Origin of the sequence: Pantoea sp. Cr_R13, assembly GCF_029222565.1 — a bacterium.
GTDB lineage: Bacteria > Pseudomonadota > Gammaproteobacteria > Enterobacterales > Enterobacteriaceae > Pantoea > Pantoea eucalypti.
Map to the genome: position 1 here is coordinate 347,256 of NZ_JARHXL010000013.1, position 25,891 is coordinate 373,146.

Here is a 25,891-nt window from a genome sequence, read left to right on the forward strand (position 1 = left end):
TCAAAAAAACTTAATTCACAGGGAAGTTATTAATTTAATTTTTAATGAAGGTGTAACAGTGAACTTTATAAAGCTAATTTGGGAGTATCGCGGTTTTATCATTGGAAATGTTAAAAGAGAGTTCCAGTCTAAATATCGCAATTCATTGCTGGGTGTTACTTGGAGCGTTTTAAACCCGCTATCAATGATAATAGTTTATACGGTAATTTTCTCTCAGGTTATGCGAGCAAAACTACCTGGGGTTGATTCGCAGTACGCTTACAGTATATATATATGTTCCGGTATCCTTACATGGGGTCTGTATGCTGATATCATATTGCGTTCACAAAACATGTTTCTTGATAACGCAAATCTTATAAAAAAAATCAATTTCCCCAAAATTTGTTTGCCTGTAACTGTAATCGGTGGAGCCTTAGTTAACTTTTCAATTATTTTTTCAATTTTTACCTTATTTTTGATTGTAAGCGATGATTTCCCAGGTTTGGCTTATTTTTCACTAATCCCAGTCATTATGATTATGATGGTCATGGCAATAGGCTTAGGGATTATTGTTGGTGTAATGAATGTTTTTTTCAGAGATGTTGGGCAGTTTTTTGGAATTGTCCTTCAGTTTTGGTTCTGGTTAACGCCTATTATATATCCTTCCTCAATTCTTCCGGAAAGTTTACGACCAATGATAAGTTATAATCCGATGGCGAGTATAGTGGATGCCTGTCAAAAGATTCTTGTAAATGGAATTTACCCCGATTGGATTGCATTGTTATATCCGGCATGTCTTGGTCTTATTTTATGTGTAATCGGTCTGAGTTTATTCAGAAAACACATTGGCGAAATGGTGGATGAATTATAATGGGAAGTATAATTGTTAAGAGTTTAAAAAAAGAATATAAAAGCTATACGAGTAAATGGGGTAGGTTAAGAGATTGGTGGGGAATAAGTAAAGATAAAAACTATAAAGTTAAATCTATTTTACAGGACATAAATTTTACTATTGAAGCGGGTGAGTCAGTTGGAATTATTGGCGTAAATGGGGCTGGTAAGAGTACATTACTAAAATTAATTACAGGTACTACCCAGCCGACGAGTGGTGACATAAAAGTAAATGGCCGAGTTGCCGCGCTGTTGGAACTCGGTATAGGTTTCCACCCTGATTTTACTGGCAGGCAAAATGTTTATATGGCTGGTCAGTTATTAGGCTATTCTTCCACAGAGATAGATAGCCTACTTCCAGGTATTGAAGCGTTCGCAGAAATTGGCGAGTACATTGAACAGCCATTGAGAATGTACTCCTCTGGCATGCAAGCTCGTCTGGCATTTGCAGTGGCAACAGCAACGAAACCAGACATCTTAATTGTTGACGAAGCTCTGTCAGTTGGTGATGTATATTTTCAGGCGAAATGTTATTCGCGAATAGCTGAATATAAAAAGCAAGGTATGACTTTGCTATTAGTTTCACATGCAGTGATGGATATATCCAAACAATGTGATAGAGCCATATTTCTGAAGTCTGGTCGCATATATTCTGATGGTCCGTCAAGAGAAGTCGTAAATATGTATATGGACGATCTTTTCGGTAAAAAGAAAACTCAAAACAAAAAAGAAAAAAAAGTACAGCAACTTAACCTTACTGCTGAAAATCTTTATCATACACGACCAGGTTACCTGAAAGAGGAACATCGCTGGGGACAGGGTGGTGCAAAGATTATAGATTTCCTGACAGTCTCTGATGGTATTGAATATCCGACTGTTATTAATACAAATGATAAAATTGATGTCTATTTCAAAATTTTATTTGAAAAAGATTTTGAACATGTGACACCAGGCATCTTAATAAAGAGTCTTGAAGGTGTATTTATTTATGGTAGTAACTCTTATCTTTCAACAAAAGGAAAAGTGTTACCCAGTGCTCATACTGGTCAGGTAGTGGTATACAAATTTAGTTTTAATCTCTCTTTAAATGAAGGAAACTATCTTTTATCACTAGGTCTATCCTCCGGTGACCCTACGCAAACAACCGATCCTATTGATAGACGATATGATTCAATACTACTAAAAGTCTCTAACCAATCCCATATGTGGGGACTGGTAGATATGCAGGCAGAATTTATGCAGGTTGAGGAGTTTTACGGATGATTAATCAAGAGCAGTCAATTTCAACTCTGGTTGAAAAGTTACCAGAAGTTTACCAACCTATTTTTAAGCATCCAGAATTTACAGCTCAGGCATCACGAAGCTGCCTAGATAGATTAGAAAAAATTTCATCCGTTTATCAATATATTTCTAAAGAAAAAGGGCGCCCGTTAAAGGTTCTGGACCTGGGGTGCGCGCAGGGTTTTTTCAGTTTAAATCTTGCTGAACAAGGTGCCATTGTTACTGCAATTGATTACAGTCAACCTAATATTGATGTTTGTAATAAACTTGCGTCCGAAAACAATAATCTCAAAGTAGAATTCTTCCTTGGTAGTATTGAAGATGTAATTAACGAACGAATAATGGAAGGTGAGTACGATCTTGTTCTTGGCCTCAGTGTTTTCCATCATTTAGTGTATGAACACGGCGCTGATTTCGTTTTCGAACTATTTCAACAGCTATCATTAAAAGTGGAAACGGGCATTTTTGAATTTGCTCTTAATACAGAACCATTATATTGGGCTGATTCACAACCAAAAGATCCTCGGAAATTAATTGAGTACTACTCTTTTAGTCACTACCTTTCAATGTATGGGACGCATCTTTCATCAATTGAGCGACCTTTATTTTTTGCAAGTAATAAATATTGGCACATTGAAGAGATGTATGGTGTTATTGAAACATACATGCAACGTTCACATCAGTTAGATAATTTTTATCATGGAAATAACAGGCGTTATTTCTTCTCAGAAAACAAAACTATAAAAATATTTCTTGATAATGAATCTGGTACCAACCATAAAGAGATTCTGAACGAATCACTTTTTCTGCAAAAAGAAGTTGAGGGTTTTAGAAAAGCCGAGTTAATTTCATATGGCAATTTTGAGCATGAATCATGGATGGTAAGAACTACAATTCCTGGTAAACTTTTATTGGATGCAATCATCAACAATGACAGTTATGATGATGAGAAAATAATTTCTGGCTTACTTGAACAAGTTAGCATTCTTGAAAAGAATGGTTTATATCATAATGATCTCAGGCCTTGGAACATTCTCATAGGGGATGATGGGTTGGTTTATATTATAGATTATGGATCTATAAGTTCCCAGGTACTTGATGGTGATGATTTGTATGGGCAGTTACTTTCCTTTCTCGTATTGATTAAGGAAATAGCACAGCATCGCATCAGAGAACAAGGTAGCCAAAGACCACCATTTATCTCTCCTTACGACTTCCCTGAAAAATATCAAAAGTGCTTGTCACAAGTATGGGCAATGCCTAGTCAGAAATGGAGTTTCCAGAGTGTTGAAGAAGCGTTTATAAATCCTTCTGATATGCAAATTGAGATACCTGTATCGGCTATGCTCGAAAGTCATCTCTCAACAACTGTAAACTTCTTAAGCTGGCAATTGTCCCAATTACAAAACGATTTTTCTAAGAAATTTGTTGAGTTGAATTTTAAGATTGAGAAAAATAATCAATTACTAATTGAAAAGTTTAGCGGTATTTCAGATCTTGAATCAGAAAGAATGGAAAAATCCTATCAAGAACATTTTATCAAAGTTAAAGAAAAAGTAGAAAATCTTTCTTCTAAAATTCATGACCTAAACGAAGAAAATAAAACGCACTTTTCTACTATGAAAAATGTCATTACAGAAGATGACGGGAAAAATTCAGTGGTCCAAAATCCAAACTCTCAATCATTCGATCGTGAAAAGGAAATATTAAATAATGAAATTAATGAGTTGCGGCATGTGGCTTTACATTTGCGCAAGGAGCTTGACGCCGTCTATGATTGCAATTCCTGGAAAATAACATATCCATTCAGAATTATGTCTAAATCGGCAAGATTACTATTCAAACCCCATGCGTTAGCTTCCAGAATCAAAGCAGTTCTTAAAAAAAAAAGTAGTAAGTTAGTTCCCGCAGCCAAGAGATTTGTAGAAAATCGCCCGCTTTTAAAGCAGCGGGCGATGCGGTTTCTTAACAGACATCCGGGGTTAAAATATAAGCTTAAAAAACGTGTCAACATCGTCAATATCAATAAGGATTCAGTCTCTATCTTCAATAAAGTAAATGAGCCTGAAATTCACATCGAGCATATGGAACTCAATCAAACATACTCGGTAAAAAAGTCTGGTGTGAATGAGAAACAAAAATCAGTGCTTGAGTCATGGCTCAATTAATGGATGGTTGTATAAATAATGAAGAAAATACTTGCTCTTAATTTTTTTCCCGCGTTTGTTCCTGTATCAAATGGTGGAGAATCAAAACTTTATAACTTTTATAAAGCTTTAAGCAAATATCATCATGTCACTTTACTAACGTCTACACATCCTGATGTTAGTGAAGAGATTGTTTATCACACAGCTACTTTTATCGAGCGTCGTGTTCCCAAAGACCACTATTTCATGAATTGCTGGTCAGAATTGTCAGAATATTTAACTGAAGGTCATGGCGATCTGTCCGCACCAACGATTGCAGCAAGTGCTAATTATCCAACATTAATGCATGCCGCTTATCTTCAGGAATATGAATCTGCGGACATAATTGTCCATGATTTCCCATTTACAGTGGATTATGATATTTTTATTGGTTCTGATAATAAACCAAGAATATATAATTCACATAACTGCGAAACAATACTTTATAGCACACTACATGCATCAGAAAAATCTAAGCCTATCGTTGACATAGTCGCCAGGGCTGAAAGAAAACTGTTGGAACATGCAGATCTTATTTTATATTGTGGGAGCGGCGACTTTGACTCCTTCAAAAAGTTAGCACCACATAAAGAATCTGCAATGTTCTATTCTCCAAACGGAATGATTGAGCAGGCTAAAGTTGTTTCTTCACGCGCTTCGAAGCATAAATATTCTGCCGTGTTTATAGGGAGTGCTCATTTACCAAATGTTTCAGCTGCACTATATGTTGCAGAAAAGATTGCACCTGAATGCCCGGAAATTACTTTTGATATTATAGGCGGCTGCCTGCCAGAAGGTAAATATGCAAGTAATGTAATACGTCATGGTCGAGTCACCGATGCTGAAAAAGTAATGATATTTGAAAATGCAAGCATCGCATTAAACCCAATGTTGTCTGGTAGCGGATCCAACATTAAGGCTCTTGACTATTTTTCATATGGCTTGCCTATTTTGTCCACACCATTTGGTATGAGAGGTTTTAATTTAGAGTCGGGTAAGCATTACATCGAATGTGAGTTAGAGGGTTTTCCTGAGGTACTAAATAAATACCTGTCAAAAGAATTCTACAATAATACCATGGATATTGGTGTGGAAGGTAAATTATTTGCCTCAGCTCATTATACATGGGAAGCGATAATAAAGAAATTATTGCCGAAAATAGATACTTTAACTATAAAAAAACCTAATTTCGCTTTAGTTCTTAATGATTATAATTCTTTTTCAGGTGTGGGAGGTGGGGCAACTCGTACAAGAGGTTTATATGAGGCAGTAAACAAAATTTCAGATGTGGTTTTTTTATGTTTTTCTGATGATGGAAAAATTCACTCTGATTTTTATAATAAAAATACGCATGTTATTAGTTTGCCTAAATCTACGGAACACGTGCAAGAAGTCAATGATATAAATTCTCAGTTTCATATATCTTGTGATGATATAGTTGCAAGTAATCATTGCGTTAATAATAACCTTTTATTGTCCGTCTATAATATAATCAAAAAAACGGCAAGGTTTATTATTGTTGAGCATCCATATATGACGCCGCTCCCAATTAAGTTTCATGATCGGTTCATTTATTCATCACAAAATGATGAAACAAAATTAAAATCTGACTTACATAAATGGCATCCTCAAAAAAATTACTTGATAAACATGGTTACTGCTGTTGAGAAAAGTGCTGTTGAAAAAGCCGCATTAACTATTGCTGTATCCGAAGATGATGCATATAGCCTGCTTGTTGGAAAGCGCTCTGCCGGTCCTGTGATTGTGGTCCGCAATGGGTCTCAATCGCCTGTAGAAATCAGTGATGTTGTCACTAGCAAAATCACGTCTAAGTTGCATTCAAAATCAGCTGTTTTTCTGGGCTCGGCGCATATGCCAAATGTGGATGCAGTCAATTATTTATTGCAGCATATCGTTCCACAATGTCCTGATGTCCAGTTTAATATTGTAGGTTCAGTTTGTGATTCAATCACTGTAAAACCAGCAAAAAATGTTGTGCTCTGGGGGATGGTTGACGAAGAAACAAAATGTGCAATTCTTAAAAATTCCCTTTTTGCAATAAACCCGGTTGTTTCTGGTAGCGGCTCAAACATAAAGCTAGCAGATTTTTTTGCTAACGGATTATTCGTTGTTAGTACTGTTTTTGGCCTCCGTGGTTATCCGGAAAACATTAATAGGCATATTGCACTGGCGGAACCTGAAGATTTCGCAGAAGTAATTAACAATTTATCTATCTCTGATTCTTGTTTTTCTGAAGAGATGCGTCAAGAGAGAAGAGAAATTTTCATTTCTGAACTCTCAATGGTGGGAATTGCCAGGAAATTTGTATCTGCTTTACAAAACATTGAAAGACCAAAGCATAAAGTTCTCTTCGTTACATATCGTTACACTCATCCTGAGTTAGGCGGAGCTGAATCAAATCTAAAACGTTTTCTGAAAGCATTAGGTGATACTAATGAATTCGAAATCGATGTTGTTACAACAGAAGTTAGCAAAATTAATAATCATGCACGATTTACGGAACGATACGAGTTTGACCATAGCCTTGGCGCGCCTATAGAGATGAATAATCTCCGGTTTGCCAGGTTTCCGTTAGATAGTTGTTTTGATGAACAGCAGCACAATTCCTTAAAAAGGGCATGGAGTGTGCAACCCGCTTTTGAAAAATCGATGTTCAAAAATTCTAATGTTACTTTAAGTGATGGGCTGGCTTGGGGATGGTCCGATCCTGAAGGCATTGCTAATGACGTTTATCGCTGGGGCTATTCATCCTGCTCAATTTATGTTTCACATGAAGGTGAAGTCTCACTTAAAGGTTATGTTCCTGATAAAGTAATGTTAACGCTGCAATCAGAATCAGGGGCTGTTTATTCGCATAATGAGGTTGAAGGGGGTTTCTCTATCAATGTTACCGTTCAAACAGGTATCGTCGAAATATACACCTCTTCTGCCTTTAATAATGGCAACGATCCAAGACCTTTGGGCTTTATTTTACAGAATTTGAATATTAATGGCCAAGTGATTGATATCAATCAAATTGCACTTGCTGATAAAAATCACATTCCAGCGAATGAGGTATTTGACACTTTATCCCAAGCGGCTGAAGAAACTCGATTTCCGTTGAATATTAATTTGACAGAGCTCAGAGGTCCTCATTCACATACAATGGAAGGTTTTATATCCTCCAATATCGCTAATTACGACCTCGTCATAACACATAACATCGTTTTCAAACCTGCAGTGTTTGCATTAGAACAGGCTAAAGAGAATAACGTTCCTTCACTTCTTATTCCCCATGCCCATTTAGATGATGATTATTATCATTTTCCGGATTTGCTCAATGCGGCCCGAAGTGCAACCGAGGTGTTAGCTGTCCCTAAGGCTGCTAGTGATTTTTATGCTGCTAAAGGATGTTGCTCATCGTATCTGCCAGGCGGAGCTGATACGTATGAAAAATTCACTGCAGATGACTTGTATGCCTTCCGCAAAATTTATCAAAATGAGGGGCGCTATCTCCTGATTCTTGGACGTAAATCTGGTGCTAAAGGTTATCGTTCTGTAATTGAAGCAACAGATAAACTGAATCAGGAAGGTATATCGATTAATATAGTAATGATAGGTCCGGATGATGATGGCATGGAGATTAATTCACCACATGTCACTTATCTGGGACGCCAGCCTCGTGAAGTAGTCAGGGGCGCACTCATGGGCTGCCTTGCATTGGTCAATATGAGTTCCAGTGAAAGTTTCGGTATAGTTTTACTTGAAGCCTGGCTAGCTAATAAACCTGTTGTCGCTAACAAGTCGTGTGTTGCTTTTCATGATATGGCAGTCGACGATCATAATTCCCTGTTGGTCACACCAGATGGTCTGAAAGATGCTTTAAAACTCATCGCTAACGATGTAACTTTATGTCAAAGGTTAGCTGATAACGGTTATATGACAGCACAAAATTTCAGCTGGGAAGTTGTTGAAAACAAATTTGTTGATATTTGTAGGGAAAAAGTCAGGTCTTAAATAATGTATAAGAGCCTGGTGGTGGAAGACAGGTGTGCGCTTTATCTGATTGTGATCTTCTGCACAGGCTCTTCATTTTCTTTAAAAGCCAACCTGATTTTGGGTGATTATTACTCGTCTTTTCTTAATCTTTAATGGAAAATGAACTCGTTATTTTTGCTATAGGTCATGGTATGACCTTAAAGGTAAGTTTATTTTGTTTTCATATTTGAGCTTTTACTTCGCCAATTAATCACTAAAAAGGGCTTCCCTCGGGAAGCCCTTTTTTTATCCTACCAGCAAATCCCCGCTCCGAATCTCCTTCTCACCCGCCAGCCGCACTACCAGCATGCCTGCCGTCGCAAACCTCACCCAGTGCCTTGCATAAAGGATACCGCCATGCTCTGCCACCAGTGGCGTGATATGGTCAGTAATCGGATCGACAATCTCAGCGACTACTTCTCCTGGCCGAATCTGTGCGCCAAGCGGTTTACGATGCAGAATCAGACCTGACACCGGCGAATGAATATATTCGCAACCTGCTAACGGCGTAGGGGGATTTTTCAGGGCAGGGGAGGCTGCCGCCGATCCTTCACTGTGACGCTCTTTAATCACACCTGTCTCTCCCGGCGCTTCAGCAACGTCAGGCACGTTTAAACCAATCGGTCCGTCATTGATTGCCACGATATCGTCACCGCCCGCGCTTGCCGGAACCAGTTCATCGCCACCGATTACAGGTGCAGCCACTTCCACGGAAATTGAGGGCTCGCTGTAGCCGATATAACCGCCTTCCTGCAGTGCCGAAATAATCGCATCCGCATCTTTCTCCGCCTGTTCAGGCGACACATCACGCACGCCTCGTAACTCCAGCGTCACCGGCAGCAATCCCCGTGGCATGGGGTAATCTTTGCCAAAGCGTTCTGCCAGCGTCAGCCAGGGTTCGCAGCAGGCTTCATCAAACGGTTCACCGCCAGAGATCTGCGCCAGCAGCTGCACTTCACTGCCTAACCATCGCGCCAGCGGCTCAATGTCCGGCCAGGCATGCGGCGTGGTGTAGAGATGCGGCACGGCTTCCCAGTCACAGTGCAGGTCAATCATCAGGTCTGCCTGGCTGGCCATTCGCATCAGCGTATAACGCTGCGCATCCAGCTCCGTTTTTGGCACGGTATCGCGATAGTGACGATCGATCGCGTCGCGAATCAGGCTTCGGTTCTGCGATTCACTCTGCGTCAGGCTATCCGCCAGTCCGGCCGCCAGCGTGGTACCCAGTGACGGAAAACGGCGATTAAAGTCCTGACCAGAGAGCGTATGGAAACGACCCAGATGGGTGCCGTGCCAGTGCTGTCCCAGCGCCAGGGGATTAGCAACCGGCACCAGGGTAAACGCGGCTTTGAGCTGTCCGGCGGACTCCAGCGACTGCAGTCTTTGTTTCAGAAACCATGCCACCGCCATACCGGGCAGTTCGTCACCATGAAGTGCAGCCTGGATATAGACCTGACGCTCGTGGTCCGGAGCAAAATGAAAACTGATGATTTCACGCTGGGTGCCTAAAGAGGCGCTTAACAGTGGATGATGTTGTTGATGCATACCGTGTTAATGTCCTTTAATCGGCAAAGGACGACAGCGCGCCGTCCTGAAAAAGTTAAAGTATAGTGCCGGATCGCGGTGAGGACGAAAAAGGGCGACCGCGAGGTTACTGCTGGATAGAGATATCCGTAGCGAAATAGCGCTTCTGAATCTTGTCAAACGTGCCGTTCTTTTTGATTTCGGCAAAGGCATTATCCAGTGCCGTTTTCAGCTCCGCATCGCCTTTGCGCAGGCCGATTGCCGTGCCAGGGCCGATAATCGGATCCTGAATAATCGGGCCAGCCAGCTCAAAGTCTTTACCCTGCGGATGCTTCAGGAAGCCAATGGCCGCCTGTGCGGCATCAGTGAATACTGCATCCAGCCGGCCTGAAACCAGATCGCTTTCAACCTGGGCCTGATCGCCATAAGGCACCACGGTCACACCATGCGGCTGCCATTTCGCCAGCGCATAGCGCTCCTGTACCGTTCCCTGTTCCACGCCGACTGTTTTCCCTTTCAGGGATTCAACCGTTGGCAGTATGCCAGAACCCTTACGGGCGATTAGCTGGGTGTGGGTGTCATAGAGCGGCACGGTGAAATCGATCTGTTTAAGGCGCTCTTCGGTAATGCCCATGTCAGAGAGAATGGCATCGAATTTACGCGCTTTCAGCGCCGGGATCATGCCGTCAAACTGGCTTTCAACCCAGACGCATTTCGCCTGCATCTGAGTACAGAGCGCATTGCCCAGATCGATATCAAAGCCGACCAGCTTGCCCTGTGGTGTTTTCGATTCAAACGGTGGATAGGTCGGGTCGACCGCGAAACGCACCTGTTCGATTTTCGCCTGCGCGCCAAACGCACAACCAGCCATAACCGCCACTGCCAGCGTCTGACGCAGGCGTTGAGTGAAAATGTTCATGATTTTGCTCTTATTCTGTCGTGATGCATGTTTATGCAGAGTATCGCCGGGCTGCCGGGATGGCAATTACTGCGTTATCTTCACCACGTCAGCCGCGCACAGCGACCGGTAATCTTCGGTGTTCAGGATCACTGAGCGCTCCAGCAGACCGGCGTTAAACGCGATCTCCGGATAACGTTCAAACAGCGTGGGGTCAACGACCAGTCTGAGGTCAGGATGAAAGCTGAACGGCGGGATAGCCCCGAATACGCAGCCGGTCAGCAGATCGGTCTCCGCCGGACTGGCGAGTGAGGCGCGTCGTCCACCGACCGCTGCCGCGACTTTGCCCAGATCCGCCTGCTGATCGGCTGGTAAAACTGCCAGCACATGCTGTTTAACGCCGTTGCCTTTCACATGACAGACCAGTGCTTTCGCGCCCTGGCCAATTTCGGTGCCGCGTATTGCCGCAACCGCTTCACATTTACCGGTCGCCTCGTGTTCCATCAGACGATAGCGAGCCTGGTGCTGGTCGAGCAGGGCGATTAATTTTTCATGGGTCGTCACGGTTCTCTCCCCGAGGTTTGAGTCGCCATTATTGTGTGGGATGGGGGTGAGGATTGAGAAGGATTCTGCTCAGAATCCGCATAAAAACGAAATTCTGAGCAGTATATTGCACAATTACTTATGGCGGGCGCGCAGGTTGTTAATCACCGCACTGAAGTCCAGATCCTGATCCTGTAACAACACCATCAGGTGATAGACCAGGTCAGACGCTTCATTGGTCAGCTCATCCCGATCGTTGACGGTCGCCGCCAGCGCGGTCTCAACCCCTTCTTCGCCCACTTTCTGCGCAATGCGCTTGGTGCCGCTGGCGTAAAGTCGGGCAGTGTAGGAGCTTTCAGGATCGGCCGTTTTGCGTGATGCCAGCAGTTCTTCCAGCTGATAGAGGAAAGTCCACTCAGGCACAGCCGGCGAGAAGCAGCTGGTGGTGCCCAGATGGCAGGTCGGGCCAATCGGGTTTGCCAGCACCAGCAGCGTGTCATTGTCGCAGTCAGGCGTAATGCTTACGACCTGCAGAAAATTGCCGGAGGTCTCGCCTTTGGTCCACAACCGGTTTTTGGTGCGGGAGAAAAAGGTGACATTACCTTCTGCCAGCGTTTTTTCCAGCGCCTCTGGGTTCATGTAGCCGTGCATCAGCACTTCGCCTGAGACGTTATGCTGAACGATGACCGGCATCATGCCCTGAGTTTTGTCCCAGTCGAGCTGGGACAGTTGTTGTTCGGTTAGCACGCGCGAATCTCCACTCCGTTGTCGATCAGGAAGCTTTTCAGCTCACCAATATTAATAATCTGCTTATGGAATACTGAGGCCGCTAAAGCACCATCCACATTCGCCTCAGTAAACGCGTCGAGGAAGTGCTGCATCGTGCCTGCACCGCCAGAGGCAATCAGGGGCACGTTGCAGACTTCACGCATTTTCTTCAGCTGCACCAGGTCATAGCCGTTACGCACGCCATCCTGGTTCATCATGTTCAGCACGATTTCGCCTGCGCCCAGTTTCTGGACTTCCTGCACCCACTCCAGTGTTTCCCACTGTGTCACGCGGGTACGCGCCTCGTCACCGGTGTACTGATTCACCTGATACTTACCGCTGGCTTCATCAAACCAGGTATCAATGCCGACCACAATACACTGAACACCGAAACGGTCAGCGAGGCGGGTGATCAGCGAGGGATCGGCCAGCGCTGGTGAGTTAATCGAAATCTTATCCGCACCAAACTCCAGAATGCGCGCCGCGTCTTCCGGGGTTTTAATCCCGCCTGCTACGCAGAACGGAATATCAATCACCTCAGCCACGCGCGACACCCAGCTTTTGTCGACGACGCGGCCATCAGATGAGGCGGTGATGTCATAGAACACCAGTTCATCGGCACCTTCAGCGGCGTAGCGCTGCGCCAGCGGCACGATGTCGCCGATGATCTCGTGATTGCGAAACTGTACGCCTTTGACTACCTGGCCGTCACGTACGTCCAGGCAGGGAATTATCCGTTTTGCCAGCATGCAATCGCCTCCGAAACAGTGAATTTATCTTCCAGCAGCGCACGTCCGACAATTACGCCCTGAACACCGCTACCGCGCAGGGCGGCGATATCATTGAGGTCGCCAATGCCACCCGAAGACTGGAAAGCAATCGTCGGGAAGAGCGCCGTGACTTCCTGATAGAGCGAAACATTGGAGCCGCTGAGGGTGCCGTCGCGCGAAATGTCGGTGCACAGCACGTGCTTCAGACCCACCTGCTGAAAATCGGTAATGACCTCCTCCAGCGTCACGCCTGCCGCTTCCTGCCAGCCACTGATTGCGACTTCTTTGCGGTTACTGGCATCAATGCGCACGTCTAACGCGAGCACAATCGCCTCTGCGCCAAACTCCGCAAACCACTGCTTTACCTCTTCAGGCTGTTTCACCGCGGTGGAACCGACCACCACACGACTGGCTCCGGCTTCCAGCAGCGCGTGAACATCGTCCCGGCTGCGAATGCCGCCACCGACCTGCACCGTGACATCAACGCCGTTGAGCAGAGTTTTCAGCAGCGCAATCTGGCGTTTCGCCGGATCTTTCGCGCCGGTTAAGTCCACCAGATGCAGCACGGTCGCGCCCTGGCTTACGTAATCCTGCAGACGTGGCAGCGGATCGCTGCCGTAATCGCGCTGCTGACCATAATCGCCCTGATGCAGACGAACCACTTTTCCGTCAATTAAATCTAACGCGGGGATAATCATTACATCTCCAGGAAGTTTTTCAGCAGCTGCGCGCCCGCTTTGCCCGAGCGTTCCGGATGGAACTGGACGCCGAAGAAGTTATCTTTCTGCACCGCGGCAGTGAAGGCTTCACCGTAGTGACACTGAGCGATGGTGCTGGCGTTAACAGGCATGGCGTAGCTGTGGACGAAGTAGAAGTAGCATCCTTCGTCAATGCCACGGAACAGATGATTGCCCGCCTGCGCGGTAATCTGGTTCCAGCCCATGTGCGGTAATGGCAGGCCATGAGTGTCCATCAAAGACACTGGCTCATCGATAATGCCCAGGGTCGGCACGCCGCCATTTTCATCGCTGCCGCGTCCCAGCAGCTGCATACCCAGGCAGATTCCCAGCACCGGCTGGGTACAGGCTTTCACCAGATCGATCAGGTCACGCTCCTGCAGCTGGTTCATTGCTGCCTGTGCGGTGCCGACGCCGGGCAGAAAGAGTTTGTCGGCGCGCAGCACCACATCGGGATCGCGGCTGACGTCCGGGGTGTAACCCAGACGTTCAATCGCCCACTTTACCGAGGAGAGGTTGGCGCAACCGGTATCCATGATCACCACGTTCATCACAGCACTCCCTTCGAGCTTGGCAGCGTATTGCCCTCAACGCGGATCGCCTGGCGCAACGTGCGACCAAAGGCTTTAAACAGGCTCTCGACGCGGTGATGGTCGTTCTTGCCTTTGGTTTTCAGATGCAGGGTGCTCATCATGGCGTAGGAGAGTGAGCTGAAGAAATGCTCGACCATCTCGGTGCTGAGATCGCCCACGCGCTGATAGTTGAACTCTGCTTTGAACTCGATGTGCGGTCGGCCGGAGATATCCAGCGCACAGCGCGCCAGACATTCATCCATCGGCAGCACAAAGCCAAACCGGCCAATGCCGCGTTTATCGCCCAGCGCTTTCAGCAGCGCTTCGCCGAGTGCCAGACCGGTATCTTCCACCGTGTGGTGATCGTCAATGTAGAGATCGCCTTTTACTTCGATGTGCATGCGGAACCCGCCGTGCACCGCAATCTGGTCCAGCATATGGTCGAAGAAACCCACGCCGGTATTGATTTTGCTGCCGCCTTCGCGGTCCAGCCACAGTTCAACCCGCACCTGCGTCTCTTTGGTGTTGCGCTGCACCAGCGCATGGCGATCTCGCTGCGTCAGACGCTGCTGGATGGTCTGCCAGTTCTCGCCGTCAGCGCCGTAGCGGATAGGCTGAATACCCATGTTCTCTGCCAGCTGAACGTCGGTCAGGCGATCGCCAATCACGTAACTGTTGGCGGTATCCAGCGCGCCCTCTGTCAGCCAGGCTTCCACCATTTTAGTTTTGGGCTTGCGGCAGTCGCAGTGGTCGTCCGGCATGTGCGGACAGATCAGTACATCGTCAAACACAATGCCCTGCGAGGTCAGAACCTGCATCATCAGATTGTGCGGACCGTCGAAATCGGCCTGCGGAAAACGGGCGGTGCCAAGACCATCCTGGTTGGTGATCATCACCAGGCGATAACCGGCGGCCTGCAGCGCCAGCAGCGCCGGGATAACGTCTGGCTCAAACGCCAGCTTATCCAGTCGGTCCACCTGATAATCTTCAGGCGGCTCAGAGATCAATGTACCGTCGCGGTCAATAAAAAGGGTCTTCTGGCTCATGCTTGCTCCACAGAAAAGGCTTGCAGCGCGGCGATCACTCGTGCGCACTCTTCACGCGTGCCGATGGAGATGCGCAGACATCCCGACAGGCCCGGATTTTTGTTCTGATCACGCAGGATAATGCCCTGATCCCATAAGGTTTTGAAGACTTTTGGTGAATCGGTAAAGCGCGCCAGAACATAGTTAGTCTCGCTGGGGAAAACCTGCTCAACGCAGGCCAGCTGAGGCAGTTCGGCCAGAAGCCAGCTGCGGTTTGCATTCAGCTCCGCAACATGTTCACGCATCAGCGCAATACCCTGTTCACTCAATGCCTGACCGGCCACATCGGCCACCGGTGTGGCCAGCGGGTAGGGCGCAATCACTTTCATCAGCAGGTCGATAACGGGCTTATTGGCCAGCGCAAAGCCGCAACGCAGGCCAGCCAGCGCAAAGGCTTTCGAGAGTGTACGCAGGATCACCAGATGCGGATAATCTTTCAGCCAGCCAGTCAGCGTCGCCTGAGGACAAAATTCAATATAGGCCTCATCGGCCACTACCAGCGCTTTACCGGCAGTCATCGTGAGCAATTGACGGATATCATCCTGATTAATCAGGTTGCCGGTCGGGTTGTTCGGGCTGCAAAGATAAACGACTTTCACGCCGTCCAGCTGTTCCGCGATAGCAGGAAGATTCAGCTGCCAGTCGCTGAGCGCCGGGACGGTACGGTATTCAATGCCGATGGTTTCGGCGCTGACGCTGTACATGCCATAAGTCGGTGGACAGAACAGAATCGCATCCTGCCCCGGCTCACAAAAAGCGCGCATGATCAGTTCAATCGCTTCATCCGCCCCACGGCTCACCAGCACCTGCTCTGGCGTTAAACCTGCGTAGGCTGCATAGCGCTCAATCACGATTTTCGGCTGACACTCGGGATAGCGGTTCAGCGTCTGCTGTGACAGTTCAAACGGCACCGGCAACGGAAACTCGTTGGCGTTAAGCCAGACATCGCCATTGCCACCCAGACGACGCGCCGACATATAAGGCGTCAGAGCGCGTACATTGGCGCGCGCCAGCTGCTCAATATCCTGACTCATGCTTGCTCCTTTAGTGCGGCAACGCGCAGGGTGACGGCATTTTTGTGGGCATCCAGCTGCTCGGCGGCGGCCAGGGTTTCAATGGTCGCGGCCAGATTCAGGAAGCCCTGAGGCGTCAGCTCCTGCACCGTCATGCGTTTCTGAAAATCAGCCAGGCCCAGGCTGGAACAGGTCGAAGTATAACCGTAGGTCGGTAACACGTGATTGGTGCCTGAGGCGTAATCGCCTGCGGACTCCGGTGACCAGTCGCCTAAAAATACCGAACCGGCGCTGGTGATGGAGTCCACCAGATCGCGCGGCTGGCGGGTCTGCAGAATCAGGTGCTCCGGGCCGTAAACATTGGAAATCTCAACGCATTGCTCAAGGTCGCGCGCCACGATCAGGCGGCTGCTCTCCAGCGCCTGACGCGCCGTGGCCGCACGCGGCAACTGCGCCAGCTGCTGCTCAACCGCTTCCGCGACCGCTTCGGCCAGATTACGTGACGGCGTCAGCAGAATCACCTGCGAGTCAGGGCCATGTTCGGCCTGTGAGAGCAGATCAGACGCAACAAACGCGGGGGTGGCACCTTCATCAGCAATCACCAGCACTTCTGAAGGCCCGGCTGGCATATCAATCGCTGCGCCATCAAGACGCTGACTCACCTGACGTTTCGCTTCTGTGACCCAGGCATTGCCAGGACCAAAAATCTTGTCGACGCGCGGCACGGTTTCCGTACCGAAGGCCAGCGCGGCGATAGCCTGCGCGCCACCCACCTGGAACACCTCTTCTACGCCACACAGTTGCGCGGCATAAAGAATCTCATCGGCAATCGGCGGCGGCGAACAGAGCACTACTCGGCCACAACCGGCGATACGGGCAGGTGTCGCCAGCATCAGCACGGTAGAGAAGAGCGGGGCGGAACCACCAGGAATATAGAGTCCGACCGATTTCACTGGTCGAGTGATCTGCTGGCAGCGCACGCCAGGCTGTGTTTCAACATCCACCGGCGGCAGAATCTGCGCGTTGTGGAAGGGTTCGATATTCCCCACCGCGACGGCCATCGCCTGCTTCAGTTCGTCACTTAAACGGGCGCTGGCTTCTGCTATCTGCTGCGGCGTCACGCGCAGGTTTTCCACCTGCGCTTTATCAAAGCGGGTGCTGAACTCACGCAGAGCGTCATCGCCGTTCAGCTTTACCTGCTCCAGCACGTTGCGCACCGTCAGCGTGACGTTTTCAGAGGCGGCGATGGCGGGACGTAACAGCAGCGCCTGCTGCTGTTCGGGGGTGCACTGCTGCCACTCAATCGGGGTAGAAAAGGCCATGGCTTACTCCATCATCTTCTCAATAGGCAGCACCAGAATGGAACTGGCACCCAATGCTTTCAGTTTTTCCATCGTTTCCCAGAACAGGGTTTCGCTGCTGACCATGTGCATCGCTACGCGGCTGACATCACCTGCCAGTGGCAGAACGGTCGGACGCTCTGCGCCAGGCAGCAGGCTAATCACTTCTTCCAGACGCTCACTCGGCGCGTGCAGCATGATGTACTTCGATTCACGCGCTTTAATCACGCCCTGAATACGGGTCATCATCTTATCGATCAGCTCCTGCTTGGCGGCAGGCATCTCGCCGTCACGCTGAATCAATACGGCTTTGGAACGATAGATGACTTCAACTTCGCGCAGGCCGTTGGCTTCCAGGGTTGCACCAGTGGAAACCAGATCGCAGATGGCATCCGCCAGACCCGCACGGGTCGCCACTTCCACGGAACCGTTCAGTAAACAGGTTTTGAAGCTGACACCTTTTTTGTCGAGGTATTGTTTGAGCAGGTGAGGATAAGAGGTGGCGATGCGGGACTTATCGAGGCATTCCGGGCCGGTGTACTCGGCGTCAGTCGCCATCGCCAGTGACAAGCGGCAGCCGCCGAAATCCAGGCGGCGCAGCGTGAAATAGCGCGGATCTTCACCCTGAGCACGACGTGAGAGCAGTTCTTCTTCCAGCACGTTCTCACCGATGATGCCTAAATCGACCACGCCATCCATCACCAGGCCAGGGATATCGTCATCGCGCACACGCAGGATGTCGATCGGCATGTTCTCCGCAAACGCAATCAGGCGCTGTTGCTGAAGGTTGATTTTAACGCCGCAGCGCGCCAGCAGTTCGCGTGAATCATCACTTAAACGGCCAGATTTCTGCATAGCTATGCGTAAACGGGTGTTATCTAACATGGTTCCTGTCCTTTTCCTGTCCTGAATGTGTGGTTACGTCAGCCCATAAAAAAACCCCCGGAAGACGATCTTCCGGGGGTTCTCTTGCGTTCACACCACTGGAAGATCTTGAAAGTCTTCCAGCACCAATCGCCTGAAAGACTAGTCAGGATGATGGTGGTGATGATGGTTGAACTGAACGCGTGTCATAATAATCTCGTCGATGAATGAGTATTCATTTGTGGGGTTTAACCTAACTAAGATGGCTGCGCTTGGCAACACTTTTTTAAACAGGCGATTCGGAAAGCACTGAAACAGGTTGTTCTGGTTTGCAATCCGGGGGCAAACTACGGTGAAGTCGGGGTTGATGTTTCACGTCAGGAGTCAAAATGAAGAAGGTCGCGATTGTGGGACTGGGCTGGTTGGGTATGCCGCTGGCCACGGCGTTAACCGCGCGAGGCTGGCAGGTTACCGGCAGCAAAACCACGCCAGACGGTGTTGAAGCCGCACGTCGCTGCGGCATTGAGGCGTTCCAGCTGGAACTGACGCCGGAACTGCTCTGTGATGCCGCCGATATTGAGCCGCTGTTCAACGTTGATGCACTGATCGTTACGCTGCCCGCCAGTCGCACCGCAGAAGGTGGCGAGGCCTATCTGCAGGCGGTGCAGAATGTGGTCGATACCGCGCTGGTGTACAAAGTGCCGCGCATCATCTTTACCAGCTCAACGTCAGTTTATGGCGGCAGTTCCGGTGTTAAGCGGGAAAACAGCCCGCTGGCTGCAGAAACGGTAGCCGGAAAGACGCTTGTGAAACTGGAAAGCTGGCTGCACGATCTGCCTGGGACCAGCGTGGATATTCTGCGCCTTTCCGGTCTGGTCGGGCCAAAACGCCATCCAGGCCGCTTCTTGGCGGGTAAGCAGGATGTGGCGAATGGCTCGCAGGGCGTGAATCTGGTGCATCTGGATGATGTTGTCGAGGCGATTACGCTGCTGCTGCAGTTGCCCAAAGGCGGCCGGATTTATAACCTGAGTGCGCCAAAGCACCCGACGCGTGACACCTTCTATCCTGCTGTCACGCGCCAGCTTGGCCTGCAGCCGCCGCAGTTCGCGGCAGAGGCCGTAAAAGACAGCGGCAAGCTGATTGATGGGGCACGTATCTGTAGCGAACTCGGCTTTGAGTATCGCTATGATGATCCGGTGAAGATGCCGCTGGAGTGATACGTTGATGACGATATTGTGGGGGCAGGATGCCCCCGCTGAATGGCATGAGTGCCCGTGCTATATAGTTACAACATACTTAAGGGGTTCAAGAACAGGGCAGATTGTGCTCGCAGGCAGGCCGGTAATAAGCAGGCCAGACAGCAAAGTCTGGCCCTTAACCTCATACTCCCAGCCGGTCCCTCAGCGCGTACCACACTGCGCCCATCGCCGTCAGCGGCACTTTAAACCGCCGTCCGCCGGGGAAGGGCAGGTGAGGCAGGCGGGCAAAAGCATCGAACCGTTCGGCGTCGCCGCGTAACACTTCGCTGATTAGCTTGCCGGAGAGATGCGTGCTGGTCACACCATGGCCGCTGTCACCCTGCATGAAATAGACATTGTTCTCCAGCCGGCCAAACTGCGGCATGCGCGACAGCGTCAGCAGGAAATTGCCGCTCCAGCTGAAGTCCAGCTTCACATTCTGCAACTGCGGGAACGTGCGCGCCAGTTTGGGTCGTATTAACGCTTCGATATCCGCCGGTTCACGTGCGCCATAGACCACACCGCCGCCATAAAGTAGCCGGTTATCTGCGGTCAGTCGGAAGTAATCCAGCAGGTAGTTACAATCTTCCACACAGTAGTTGTTCGGCATCAGCGATAACGCCTGGTCGGGTGTCAGCGGCTCGGTCGCGACAATCTGCGATCCACACGGCATGCTTTTCCTGCTCAGGCGCGGCTCCAGTTGCGGTGACAGATAGGCGTTACCGGCGAAGATCACAAACGTTGCGCTCACCTCGCCGTGAGCCGTTTTCACCCGATTAGGTGTGCCGTAAACCACATTGGTTGCCGCAGATTGTTCATAGATGCGCCCGCCATGTCGCCGGATGGCTTCTGCTTCACCCAGTGCCAGGTTCAGCGGATGCAGATGACCGCCACGCCGATCCAGCAGTCCGCCGACGTAGCGTTCGGTGGCGACTTCGCGGCGAATGGTGCGTTCGTCCAGCAGCTCCAGATCGTAATTGCCATACTGCTGCCATAACGCTTTCTGTTTCTGCAGATGCGCCATCTGGCGCGTATTCAGGGCCGCAAAGATGCCGCCAGGACGGTAGTCACACTCAATTGCATACCGCTTGATGCGGTCGCGGATAATCTCAGCGCCTTCAAACATCATGCCGCCCAGCATGCGGGCGCTCTCTTTGCCGTAGCGCTGTTCAATCACATCTACGTCGCGGCTGTAGGAGTTCACCACCTGACCGCCATTACGACCGCTGGCACCAAAGCCGACGCGTGCTGCTTCCAGCACGACCACGTCGTAACCCACCTCGGTCAGATGCAGTGCCGCCGAAAGACCGGTGAAACCACCGCCAATAATGCAGACGTCACACTGAATGCTCTCCTGCAGCGTCGGCCAGGGCGCATGCGTATTGGCGGTCGCAACGTAATAACTCTCCACATAATTCATAACAACCTCCGGAATGCGCCTAGAAATTTGCTGGCGTGTGGGCACTGACAATGCGGCACGGGAAGTCTGCACTGTTGGTAAAGCTGTGCGGTAAGCCGGTATCAATCACGTAGCTCTCTCCGGCGGAGAGATGAAACGCTTGTCCGTTAATCACCAGCGTAATTTCGCCTTCCAGCAGTGTGCCGGTTTCCTCGCCCGGATGACGCAGCTTCTCGCCGGTACTGGCGCCGGGTTGATACGTTTCCAGCAGCATGCCCAGCGAGCGCTGCGCACCACCGTTGTCGATCAGCTTCAGCGAAACACCCTGGCTGCCAATCTCCACCAGGTCGCCGGGACGGACAATCACTTTGGGTTCTGCGTCCGGTTTGGGTTCCGAAAAGAATTCTGACAGCGATAGCCCATAAACCTTCAGCAGCTTCTGCAGCGTGCTGACTGCCGGGCTGACTTTATCCTGCTCAATGGTACTGATGGCGCTGTGAGTCAGCCCGGCCTGTTCGGCAACCCGACGTTGCGACAGCCCCAGCGTCTGGCGAATCTGCGCCAGTCGTCGTCCCGGTGCCAGCGTGGCATCACTCATCTGCTTTTCCCCTGTGATAGCGAATGGCGGCCTGAATAAAGCCGCTGAACAGCGCCTGTGATCCCGCCGTGCTTTCTGGCTGCCACTCGGGATGCCACTGTACCGCCAGGGCGAAGGGATGATGACGCAGACTGACGGCCTCAATCAGGCCATCCGGCGCGCGCGCTTCAACGCGCAGTTGCGGGCCCGGTTCGCGTACGCCCTGATGATGCAGTGAATTGACCCTCAGTGGGCTATCACTGTCGAGTAATGTTGCCAGCACGCCATCCGGTTCGATAGTGACCTGATGTGCCGGTGCATACTGTTGATCCAGTGGCAGCGTCTCATCTTCATGATGACGCTGAAACGGCGGCTGCCCGCTCACTTCTCTCCACAGCGCGCCGCCATTCGCCACCACCAGCTCCTGCATGCCACGGCAGATGCCGAATATCGGCATTTTATGGCTGGTTGCCCAGGTGATCAGCTGAAAGGCAAGATGGTCCCGCCCCGGATCGGCATGGGGCTCTTCGCCCGGCTCGCCATAATGCCAGGGTTCGATATTACTTGGGCTGCCGGTTAGCAGCAGGCCATCCAGAACAGCCATAGCGTTTTCTAATAGATGAGGGGCATTCATCAGACTGTGGGGAAGTGCCAGCGGCACACCGCCTGCAAGAACAATCGCGTCGATATATTTGTTGTGAACCGTCTGGGTCAGATGGCCGCCCAAATCTTTCTGACACATCACTACGCCAATCAACGGCTTGTCAAAAATAATGCCCATCTCCCGCCCTCGCATCGCTGTTCGAAATATCTACCGAAAAGGCACGTCTGGTGACTAAGTGTGCAATATTTTTTCAATCTAACAACCTGCTGTTTGTTCTTCAAACAGAATTGTTACATTTGCACACTTTTTATGTTGGCGCTATGTTAGTGGTGTGGCTGTTATTTTGAGCATTACGCAAACCTAATAGGGGCGGGTGAGATCATGACTAACCTGGTAGAAGTGGAAGACTTCATGCTTCACAGTGAAGAGAAACGAACCAGCGCGTTCCAGCTTGAGGTGAAAACCTGGCTGGAGCGCCATCCTGAAACGCAGTATGTCGACATCCTGTTAAATGATCTAAATGGTGTGTTCCGCGGCAAGCGCATTCCGGTCTCTGCGCTGTCTAAACTGGAAAAAGGGTGTTATTTCCCTGCCTCGGTGTTTGCCATGGATATCCTCGGCAACACGGTGGAAGAAGCGGGACTCGGCCAGTCACTGGGCGAACCTGATAACCTCTGTCTGCCCGTCACCGGTACGTTAGTTCCCTCCGCGTCTGACCCTCAACACATTGCGCAGCTGTTGTTAACCATGTGCAACCAAGATGGCACTCCCTTTGACGTTGAACCCCGAAATGTCCTTAACCGGCTGTGGCAACAGCTGCGTAACCGAGGGCTGTTTCCGGTGGTAGCGGTAGAGCTGGAGTTCTATCTGGTGGACAAAAAGCGTGATGCTGAAGGCTTTATCCAGCCGCCGTGTTCGCCTGGTAGTGATGAACGCAATATGCAGAGCCAGGTCTACTCGGTAGATAACCTCGATCACTTCGCCGATGTGCTGCGCGACATTGACGATCTGGCGCGTCAGCAGGGCATACCGGCTGACGGCGCACTGGCGGAGGCCTCGCCCGGACAGTTTGAAATTAACCTCCACCACACGCGCGACGTGCTGCGCGCCTGCGACCATGCGGTGCAGCTCAAGCGTCTGATTCGTCAGGTGGCGGAAAATCACGGTATGACCGCAACATTTATGGCCAAGCCGTATGAGGAATATGCGGGCAGCGGCATGCATGTGCATATCAGCATGCTGGATGCGGCCGATCACAATGCTTTCGCCTGCGATGACGGCAGTGATTCGCCACTGATGAAACGCGCGCTGGCCGGCATGATCGACCTGATGCCCGCGTCAATGGCGCTGCTGGCACCTAACGTGAATGCCTATCGCCGCTTTGTTCCGGATGCCTATGTGCCGTTACAGGCCTCATGGGGCCATAACAACCGGACGGTTGCGCTGCGCGTTCCCTGTGGCGATATTGATAACCACCGTATTGAGTATCGCGTGGCCGGCGCCGATGCTAACCCTTATCTGGTGGTATCGGCTATCCTGGCCGGGATACTGCACGGGCTGGATACTCAGTTGCCGTTGCCGCATCCGGTCACTGGCAACGGTCATCATGCCGAGGGGCTGGCACTGCCGATTCGTCAGAGCGATGCACTGTATGAATTTGACAACAGTTATCCGTTGCAGAAGTTACTGGGCGAACGTTTTGCCAGTGTCTGGCACAGCTGCAAAAATTATGAACTGATGCAGTTTGAACGGCTGATTACCTCTACGGAAATTGACTGGATGCTGAAAAACGCCTGAAACGCCGGTTTACCAGCAATTCCGTGCGTTATTTTTGCATATGATGCCCCGATGGCTTGTATTTCTGCCACGGGTTGGGGCAGAATACGCGGCCTGCAAAATCAGATGATAACCGACGCTTCACGCGCCGGTTATTTTTTTTGCATCAGGTTTTAATAGAGCGTTTTTGCTGACTTAACCGAGGCCGGGCACGCACCCGGATAGATAAACACTGAAAACACGCGTAAGCGTGAGATTGAGGATTACAAAGATGGGGATGTTTTACACTCTGCCAGCTAACGCTGGTACGCGTTTTCGTGATGACTACGGCGCCGCGTCAACCGCTAACCTTTCTCCCTGTCGCTTAATGCGCAGTTGCCCTGTGACCCAGCCCAGCCAGGTTGTTGCACATGGGGGACTGAAGCATGTCGCTTAATACCTCCGCCGCACCGCAGCGTGCGCAACTCAAAAAAACACTCACGTTACTTCCGGTTGTCATGATGGGCTTAGCCTACATGCAGCCTATGACCCTGTTCGATACCTTTGGCATCGTTTCCGGGCTGACTGACGGTCACGTCGCCACCGCTTATGCTTTTGCGCTGGTTGCGATTCTGTTTACTGCTGTGAGTTACGGTAAGCTGGTACGCCGCTTCCCCTCTGCGGGCTCCGCTTATACCTACGCTCAGAAGGCAATCAGTCCGCATGTCGGCTTTATGGTCGGCTGGTCATCTCTGCTGGACTACCTGTTCATGCCGATGATCAACATCCTGCTGGCTAAAAACTATTTCGAATCGCTGGTGCCGGGCATTCCGTCGTGGATTTTTGTTGTGCTGCTGGTTGGGTTTATGACGCTCTCTAACCTCAAGGGCATCAAAACTGTTGCGAACTTCAACAGCGTGATTGTGGTGCTGCAGGTGGTTGTCATGGTCGGGATCACTGCGATGGTGATCTACGGTGTGGCAAGCGGCGTCGGTTCCGGTACGCTGGTAAGCAGCCGTCCGTTCTGGTCTGAGAATGCCCATGTGGTGCCGATGATTACCGGTGCGACCATACTCTGCTTCTCGTTCCTGGGCTTTGATGGCATCAGTTCGCTGTCGGAAGAGACCAAAGATGCAGAACGCACAATTCCTCGCGCCATTTTCCTGACTGCGCTGATTGGTGGTGTGATCTTTATCGCTGCGTCTTACTTCCTGCAGCTTTACTTCCCGGACATCACCCGCTTCCAGCACCCGGACTCCTCACAGCCTGAAATCATGCTGTTTGTCGCCGGTAAAGCGTTGCAGGTTGGCATCCTGATCTTCTCGGTGGTCACGGTGCTGGCATCCGGTATGGCAGCGCACGCTGGCGTATCGCGTCTGATGTATGTGATGGGCCGTGATGGTGTGTTCCCGGAGCGTTTCTTCGGTTATATCCATCCAAAATGGCGTACCCCATCGCTCAACGTGCTGCTGGTCGGTGCGATTGCGCTGATGGCGATTAACTTTGATCTGGTCACGGCTACCGCGCTGATTAACTTTGGTGCGCTGGTGGCGTTTACTTTCGTGAACCTGTCGGTGATCGCGCAGTTCTGGATCCGTGAGAAGCGTAACCGCACGCTGAAAGATCACGTTCAGTATCTGCTGCTGCCGCTGCTGGGTGCACTGACGGTGGGTGCGCTGTGGGTAAACCTGGAAGAGAGTTCTATGGAGCTGGGCCTGATCTGGGCCGCCATCGGGATTATCTACCTGGCCTTTGTGACCCGCAGCTTCCGTAATCCGGTGCCGCAGTTCAGCGAAGAAGTTTAATCGCGCTAACGTTGCCGCCTTTCC

Annotated in this window: 22 protein-coding genes and 1 other annotated feature; of the genes, 7 read left to right on the forward strand and 15 right to left on the reverse strand. The window is 50.0% G+C overall.

Annotation, left to right across the window (positions count from 1 at the left end; translation table 11 throughout):
• Positions 1–58 precede the first annotated feature (58 nt).
• The 4 genes from P2R09_RS09275 to P2R09_RS09290 are packed head-to-tail and all read left to right on the forward strand — an operon-like array spanning position 59 to position 8,354.
• Positions 59–850, forward strand: a complete 792-nt coding sequence (locus P2R09_RS09275) for an ABC transporter permease (protein WP_078804710.1) — start codon at positions 59–61, stop codon at positions 848–850.
• Positions 850–2,133 carry an ABC transporter ATP-binding protein gene (locus tag P2R09_RS09280; protein ID WP_275768997.1) on the forward strand — a complete coding sequence of 428 codons (1,284 nt, stop codon included), beginning with the start codon at positions 850–852 and terminating at the stop codon, positions 2,131–2,133. Before P2R09_RS09275 ends, P2R09_RS09280 begins: the two co-directional genes overlap by 1 nt.
• Positions 2,130–4,319 (forward strand): methyltransferase domain-containing protein, encoded by a 2,190-nt coding sequence (locus P2R09_RS09285; protein ID WP_275768999.1) that lies wholly within the window; start codon positions 2,130–2,132, stop codon positions 4,317–4,319. The genes P2R09_RS09280 and P2R09_RS09285 overlap by 4 nt, the downstream gene beginning before the upstream one ends.
• 18 nt (positions 4,320–4,337) lie before the next feature.
• Complete coding sequence (locus P2R09_RS09290) at positions 4,338–8,354, forward strand: glycosyltransferase (protein WP_275769001.1); 4,017 nt, start codon at positions 4,338–4,340, stop codon at positions 8,352–8,354.
• Between the two features lie 267 nt (positions 8,355–8,621).
• Here P2R09_RS09290 and P2R09_RS09295 read toward each other — a convergent pair whose 3' ends face one another.
• The 12 genes from P2R09_RS09295 to hisL all read right to left on the reverse strand — a co-directional run bounded on the left by P2R09_RS09295 (position 8,622) and on the right by hisL (position 18,699).
• Complete coding sequence (locus tag P2R09_RS09295; protein WP_039659817.1) at positions 8,622–9,920, reverse strand: succinylglutamate desuccinylase/aspartoacylase family protein; 1,299 nt, start codon at positions 9,918–9,920, stop codon at positions 8,622–8,624.
• Positions 9,921–10,026: 106 nt separating this feature from the next.
• The gene (locus tag P2R09_RS09300; RefSeq protein ID WP_275769004.1) at positions 10,027–10,818 is read right to left on the reverse strand and encodes an ABC transporter substrate-binding protein; all 792 of its coding nucleotides are present in this window, start codon (positions 10,816–10,818) and stop codon (positions 10,027–10,029) included.
• 66 nt (positions 10,819–10,884) lie between these two features.
• Complete coding sequence (locus P2R09_RS09305; protein ID WP_275769006.1) at positions 10,885–11,361, reverse strand: YbaK/prolyl-tRNA synthetase associated domain-containing protein; 477 nt, start codon at positions 11,359–11,361, stop codon at positions 10,885–10,887.
• A 114-nt stretch (positions 11,362–11,475) separates the two neighbouring features.
• The gene (gene hisIE / locus P2R09_RS09310; protein WP_039659822.1) at positions 11,476–12,087 is read right to left on the reverse strand and encodes a bifunctional phosphoribosyl-AMP cyclohydrolase/phosphoribosyl-ATP diphosphatase HisIE; all 612 of its coding nucleotides are present in this window, start codon (positions 12,085–12,087) and stop codon (positions 11,476–11,478) included.
• The gene (hisF, locus tag P2R09_RS09315; RefSeq protein ID WP_004571310.1) at positions 12,081–12,857 is read right to left on the reverse strand and encodes an imidazole glycerol phosphate synthase subunit HisF; all 777 of its coding nucleotides are present in this window, start codon (positions 12,855–12,857) and stop codon (positions 12,081–12,083) included. Before hisF ends, hisIE begins: the two co-directional genes overlap by 7 nt.
• Complete coding sequence (hisA, locus tag P2R09_RS09320) at positions 12,839–13,576, reverse strand: 1-(5-phosphoribosyl)-5-[(5-phosphoribosylamino)methylideneamino]imidazole-4-carboxamide isomerase (protein ID WP_275769010.1); 738 nt, start codon at positions 13,574–13,576, stop codon at positions 12,839–12,841. The genes hisF and hisA overlap by 19 nt, the downstream gene beginning before the upstream one ends.
• Positions 13,576–14,166, reverse strand: a complete 591-nt coding sequence (gene hisH / locus P2R09_RS09325; protein WP_004571312.1) for an imidazole glycerol phosphate synthase subunit HisH — start codon at positions 14,164–14,166, stop codon at positions 13,576–13,578. Before hisH ends, hisA begins: the two co-directional genes overlap by 1 nt.
• The gene (gene hisB / locus P2R09_RS09330; protein WP_275769013.1) at positions 14,166–15,233 is read right to left on the reverse strand and encodes a bifunctional histidinol-phosphatase/imidazoleglycerol-phosphate dehydratase HisB; all 1,068 of its coding nucleotides are present in this window, start codon (positions 15,231–15,233) and stop codon (positions 14,166–14,168) included. The genes hisH and hisB overlap by 1 nt, the downstream gene beginning before the upstream one ends.
• Positions 15,230–16,306, reverse strand: a complete 1,077-nt coding sequence (gene hisC / locus P2R09_RS09335) for a histidinol-phosphate transaminase (RefSeq protein ID WP_008926059.1) — start codon at positions 16,304–16,306, stop codon at positions 15,230–15,232. Before hisC ends, hisB begins: the two co-directional genes overlap by 4 nt.
• Complete coding sequence (gene hisD / locus P2R09_RS09340; protein WP_275769015.1) at positions 16,303–17,607, reverse strand: histidinol dehydrogenase; 1,305 nt, start codon at positions 17,605–17,607, stop codon at positions 16,303–16,305. The genes hisC and hisD overlap by 4 nt, the downstream gene beginning before the upstream one ends.
• 3 nt (positions 17,608–17,610) lie before the next feature.
• A complete protein-coding gene (hisG, locus tag P2R09_RS09345; protein ID WP_004571317.1) occupies positions 17,611–18,510 on the reverse strand; it encodes an ATP phosphoribosyltransferase in 900 nt (299 codons plus the stop codon).
• Positions 18,511–18,555: 45 nt separating this feature from the next.
• Positions 18,556–18,676 (reverse strand) — a sequence feature (His leader region).
• The gene (hisL, locus tag P2R09_RS09350) at positions 18,652–18,699 is read right to left on the reverse strand and encodes a his operon leader peptide (RefSeq protein WP_100396937.1); all 48 of its coding nucleotides are present in this window, start codon (positions 18,697–18,699) and stop codon (positions 18,652–18,654) included. Its footprint overlaps the feature before it by 25 nt.
• Positions 18,700–18,878: 179 nt before the next feature.
• On the opposite strand from hisL, the gene P2R09_RS09355 reads away from it, so the two are divergent.
• Positions 18,879–19,706, forward strand: a complete 828-nt coding sequence (locus tag P2R09_RS09355) for an SDR family oxidoreductase (RefSeq protein WP_275769023.1) — start codon at positions 18,879–18,881, stop codon at positions 19,704–19,706.
• 163 nt (positions 19,707–19,869) lie between these two features.
• Here the strand turns inward: P2R09_RS09355 and P2R09_RS09360 are convergent, their stop codons facing one another.
• Genes P2R09_RS09360 through puuD form a run of 3 tightly spaced genes read right to left on the reverse strand, consistent with a single transcriptional unit; the run spans position 19,870 to position 22,484 of the window.
• Positions 19,870–21,147 carry an FAD-binding oxidoreductase gene (locus P2R09_RS09360; RefSeq protein WP_275769025.1) on the reverse strand — a complete coding sequence of 426 codons (1,278 nt, stop codon included), beginning with the start codon at positions 21,145–21,147 and terminating at the stop codon, positions 19,870–19,872.
• 19 nt (positions 21,148–21,166) lie between these two features.
• The gene (gene puuR / locus P2R09_RS09365) at positions 21,167–21,724 is read right to left on the reverse strand and encodes an HTH-type transcriptional regulator PuuR (RefSeq protein WP_008926054.1); all 558 of its coding nucleotides are present in this window, start codon (positions 21,722–21,724) and stop codon (positions 21,167–21,169) included.
• Positions 21,717–22,484, reverse strand: coding sequence for a gamma-glutamyl-gamma-aminobutyrate hydrolase (puuD, locus tag P2R09_RS09370; RefSeq protein ID WP_004571328.1), 768 nt, complete (start codon positions 22,482–22,484; stop codon positions 21,717–21,719). The genes puuR and puuD overlap by 8 nt, the downstream gene beginning before the upstream one ends.
• A 201-nt stretch (positions 22,485–22,685) precedes the next feature.
• On the opposite strand from puuD, the gene P2R09_RS09375 reads away from it, so the two are divergent.
• Together P2R09_RS09375 and P2R09_RS09380 are read left to right on the forward strand one after the other, a co-directional pair.
• Positions 22,686–24,104: a glutamine synthetase family protein gene (locus P2R09_RS09375; RefSeq protein ID WP_275770660.1), complete on the forward strand. Its 1,419-nt coding sequence runs from the start codon at positions 22,686–22,688 to the stop codon at positions 24,102–24,104.
• Between the two features lie 404 nt (positions 24,105–24,508).
• Positions 24,509–25,867, forward strand: a complete 1,359-nt coding sequence (locus tag P2R09_RS09380) for an APC family permease (protein WP_004571330.1) — start codon at positions 24,509–24,511, stop codon at positions 25,865–25,867.
• Positions 25,868–25,891 lie beyond the last annotated feature (24 nt).

Coding starts and splice junctions, on each gene's coding strand:
- P2R09_RS09280 (WP_275768997.1), top strand. CDS start 850: ATGGGAAGTATAATTGTTAAGAGTTTAAAAAAAGAATATAAAAGCTAT.
- P2R09_RS09285 (WP_275768999.1), top strand. CDS start 2,130: ATGATTAATCAAGAGCAGTCAATTTCAACTCTGGTTGAAAAGTTACCA.
- P2R09_RS09290 (WP_275769001.1), top strand. CDS start 4,338: ATGAAGAAAATACTTGCTCTTAATTTTTTTCCCGCGTTTGTTCCTGTA.
- P2R09_RS09295 (WP_039659817.1), bottom strand. CDS start 9,920: ATGCATCAACAACATCATCCACTGTTAAGCGCCTCTTTAGGCACCCAG.
- P2R09_RS09300 (WP_275769004.1), bottom strand. CDS start 10,818: ATGAACATTTTCACTCAACGCCTGCGTCAGACGCTGGCAGTGGCGGTT.
- hisF (WP_004571310.1), bottom strand. CDS start 12,857: ATGCTGGCAAAACGGATAATTCCCTGCCTGGACGTACGTGACGGCCAG.
- hisA (WP_275769010.1), bottom strand. CDS start 13,576: ATGATTATCCCCGCGTTAGATTTAATTGACGGAAAAGTGGTTCGTCTG.
- hisH (WP_004571312.1), bottom strand. CDS start 14,166: ATGAACGTGGTGATCATGGATACCGGTTGCGCCAACCTCTCCTCGGTA.
- hisB (WP_275769013.1), bottom strand. CDS start 15,233: ATGAGCCAGAAGACCCTTTTTATTGACCGCGACGGTACATTGATCTCT.
- hisC (WP_008926059.1), bottom strand. CDS start 16,306: ATGAGTCAGGATATTGAGCAGCTGGCGCGCGCCAATGTACGCGCTCTG.
- hisD (WP_275769015.1), bottom strand. CDS start 17,607: ATGGCCTTTTCTACCCCGATTGAGTGGCAGCAGTGCACCCCCGAACAG.
- hisG (WP_004571317.1), bottom strand. CDS start 18,510: ATGTTAGATAACACCCGTTTACGCATAGCTATGCAGAAATCTGGCCGT.
- P2R09_RS09355 (WP_275769023.1), top strand. CDS start 18,879: ATGAAGAAGGTCGCGATTGTGGGACTGGGCTGGTTGGGTATGCCGCTG.
- P2R09_RS09360 (WP_275769025.1), bottom strand. CDS start 21,147: ATGAATTATGTGGAGAGTTATTACGTTGCGACCGCCAATACGCATGCG.
- puuR (WP_008926054.1), bottom strand. CDS start 21,724: ATGAGTGATGCCACGCTGGCACCGGGACGACGACTGGCGCAGATTCGC.
- puuD (WP_004571328.1), bottom strand. CDS start 22,484: ATGGGCATTATTTTTGACAAGCCGTTGATTGGCGTAGTGATGTGTCAG.
- P2R09_RS09380 (WP_004571330.1), top strand. CDS start 24,509: ATGTCGCTTAATACCTCCGCCGCACCGCAGCGTGCGCAACTCAAAAAA.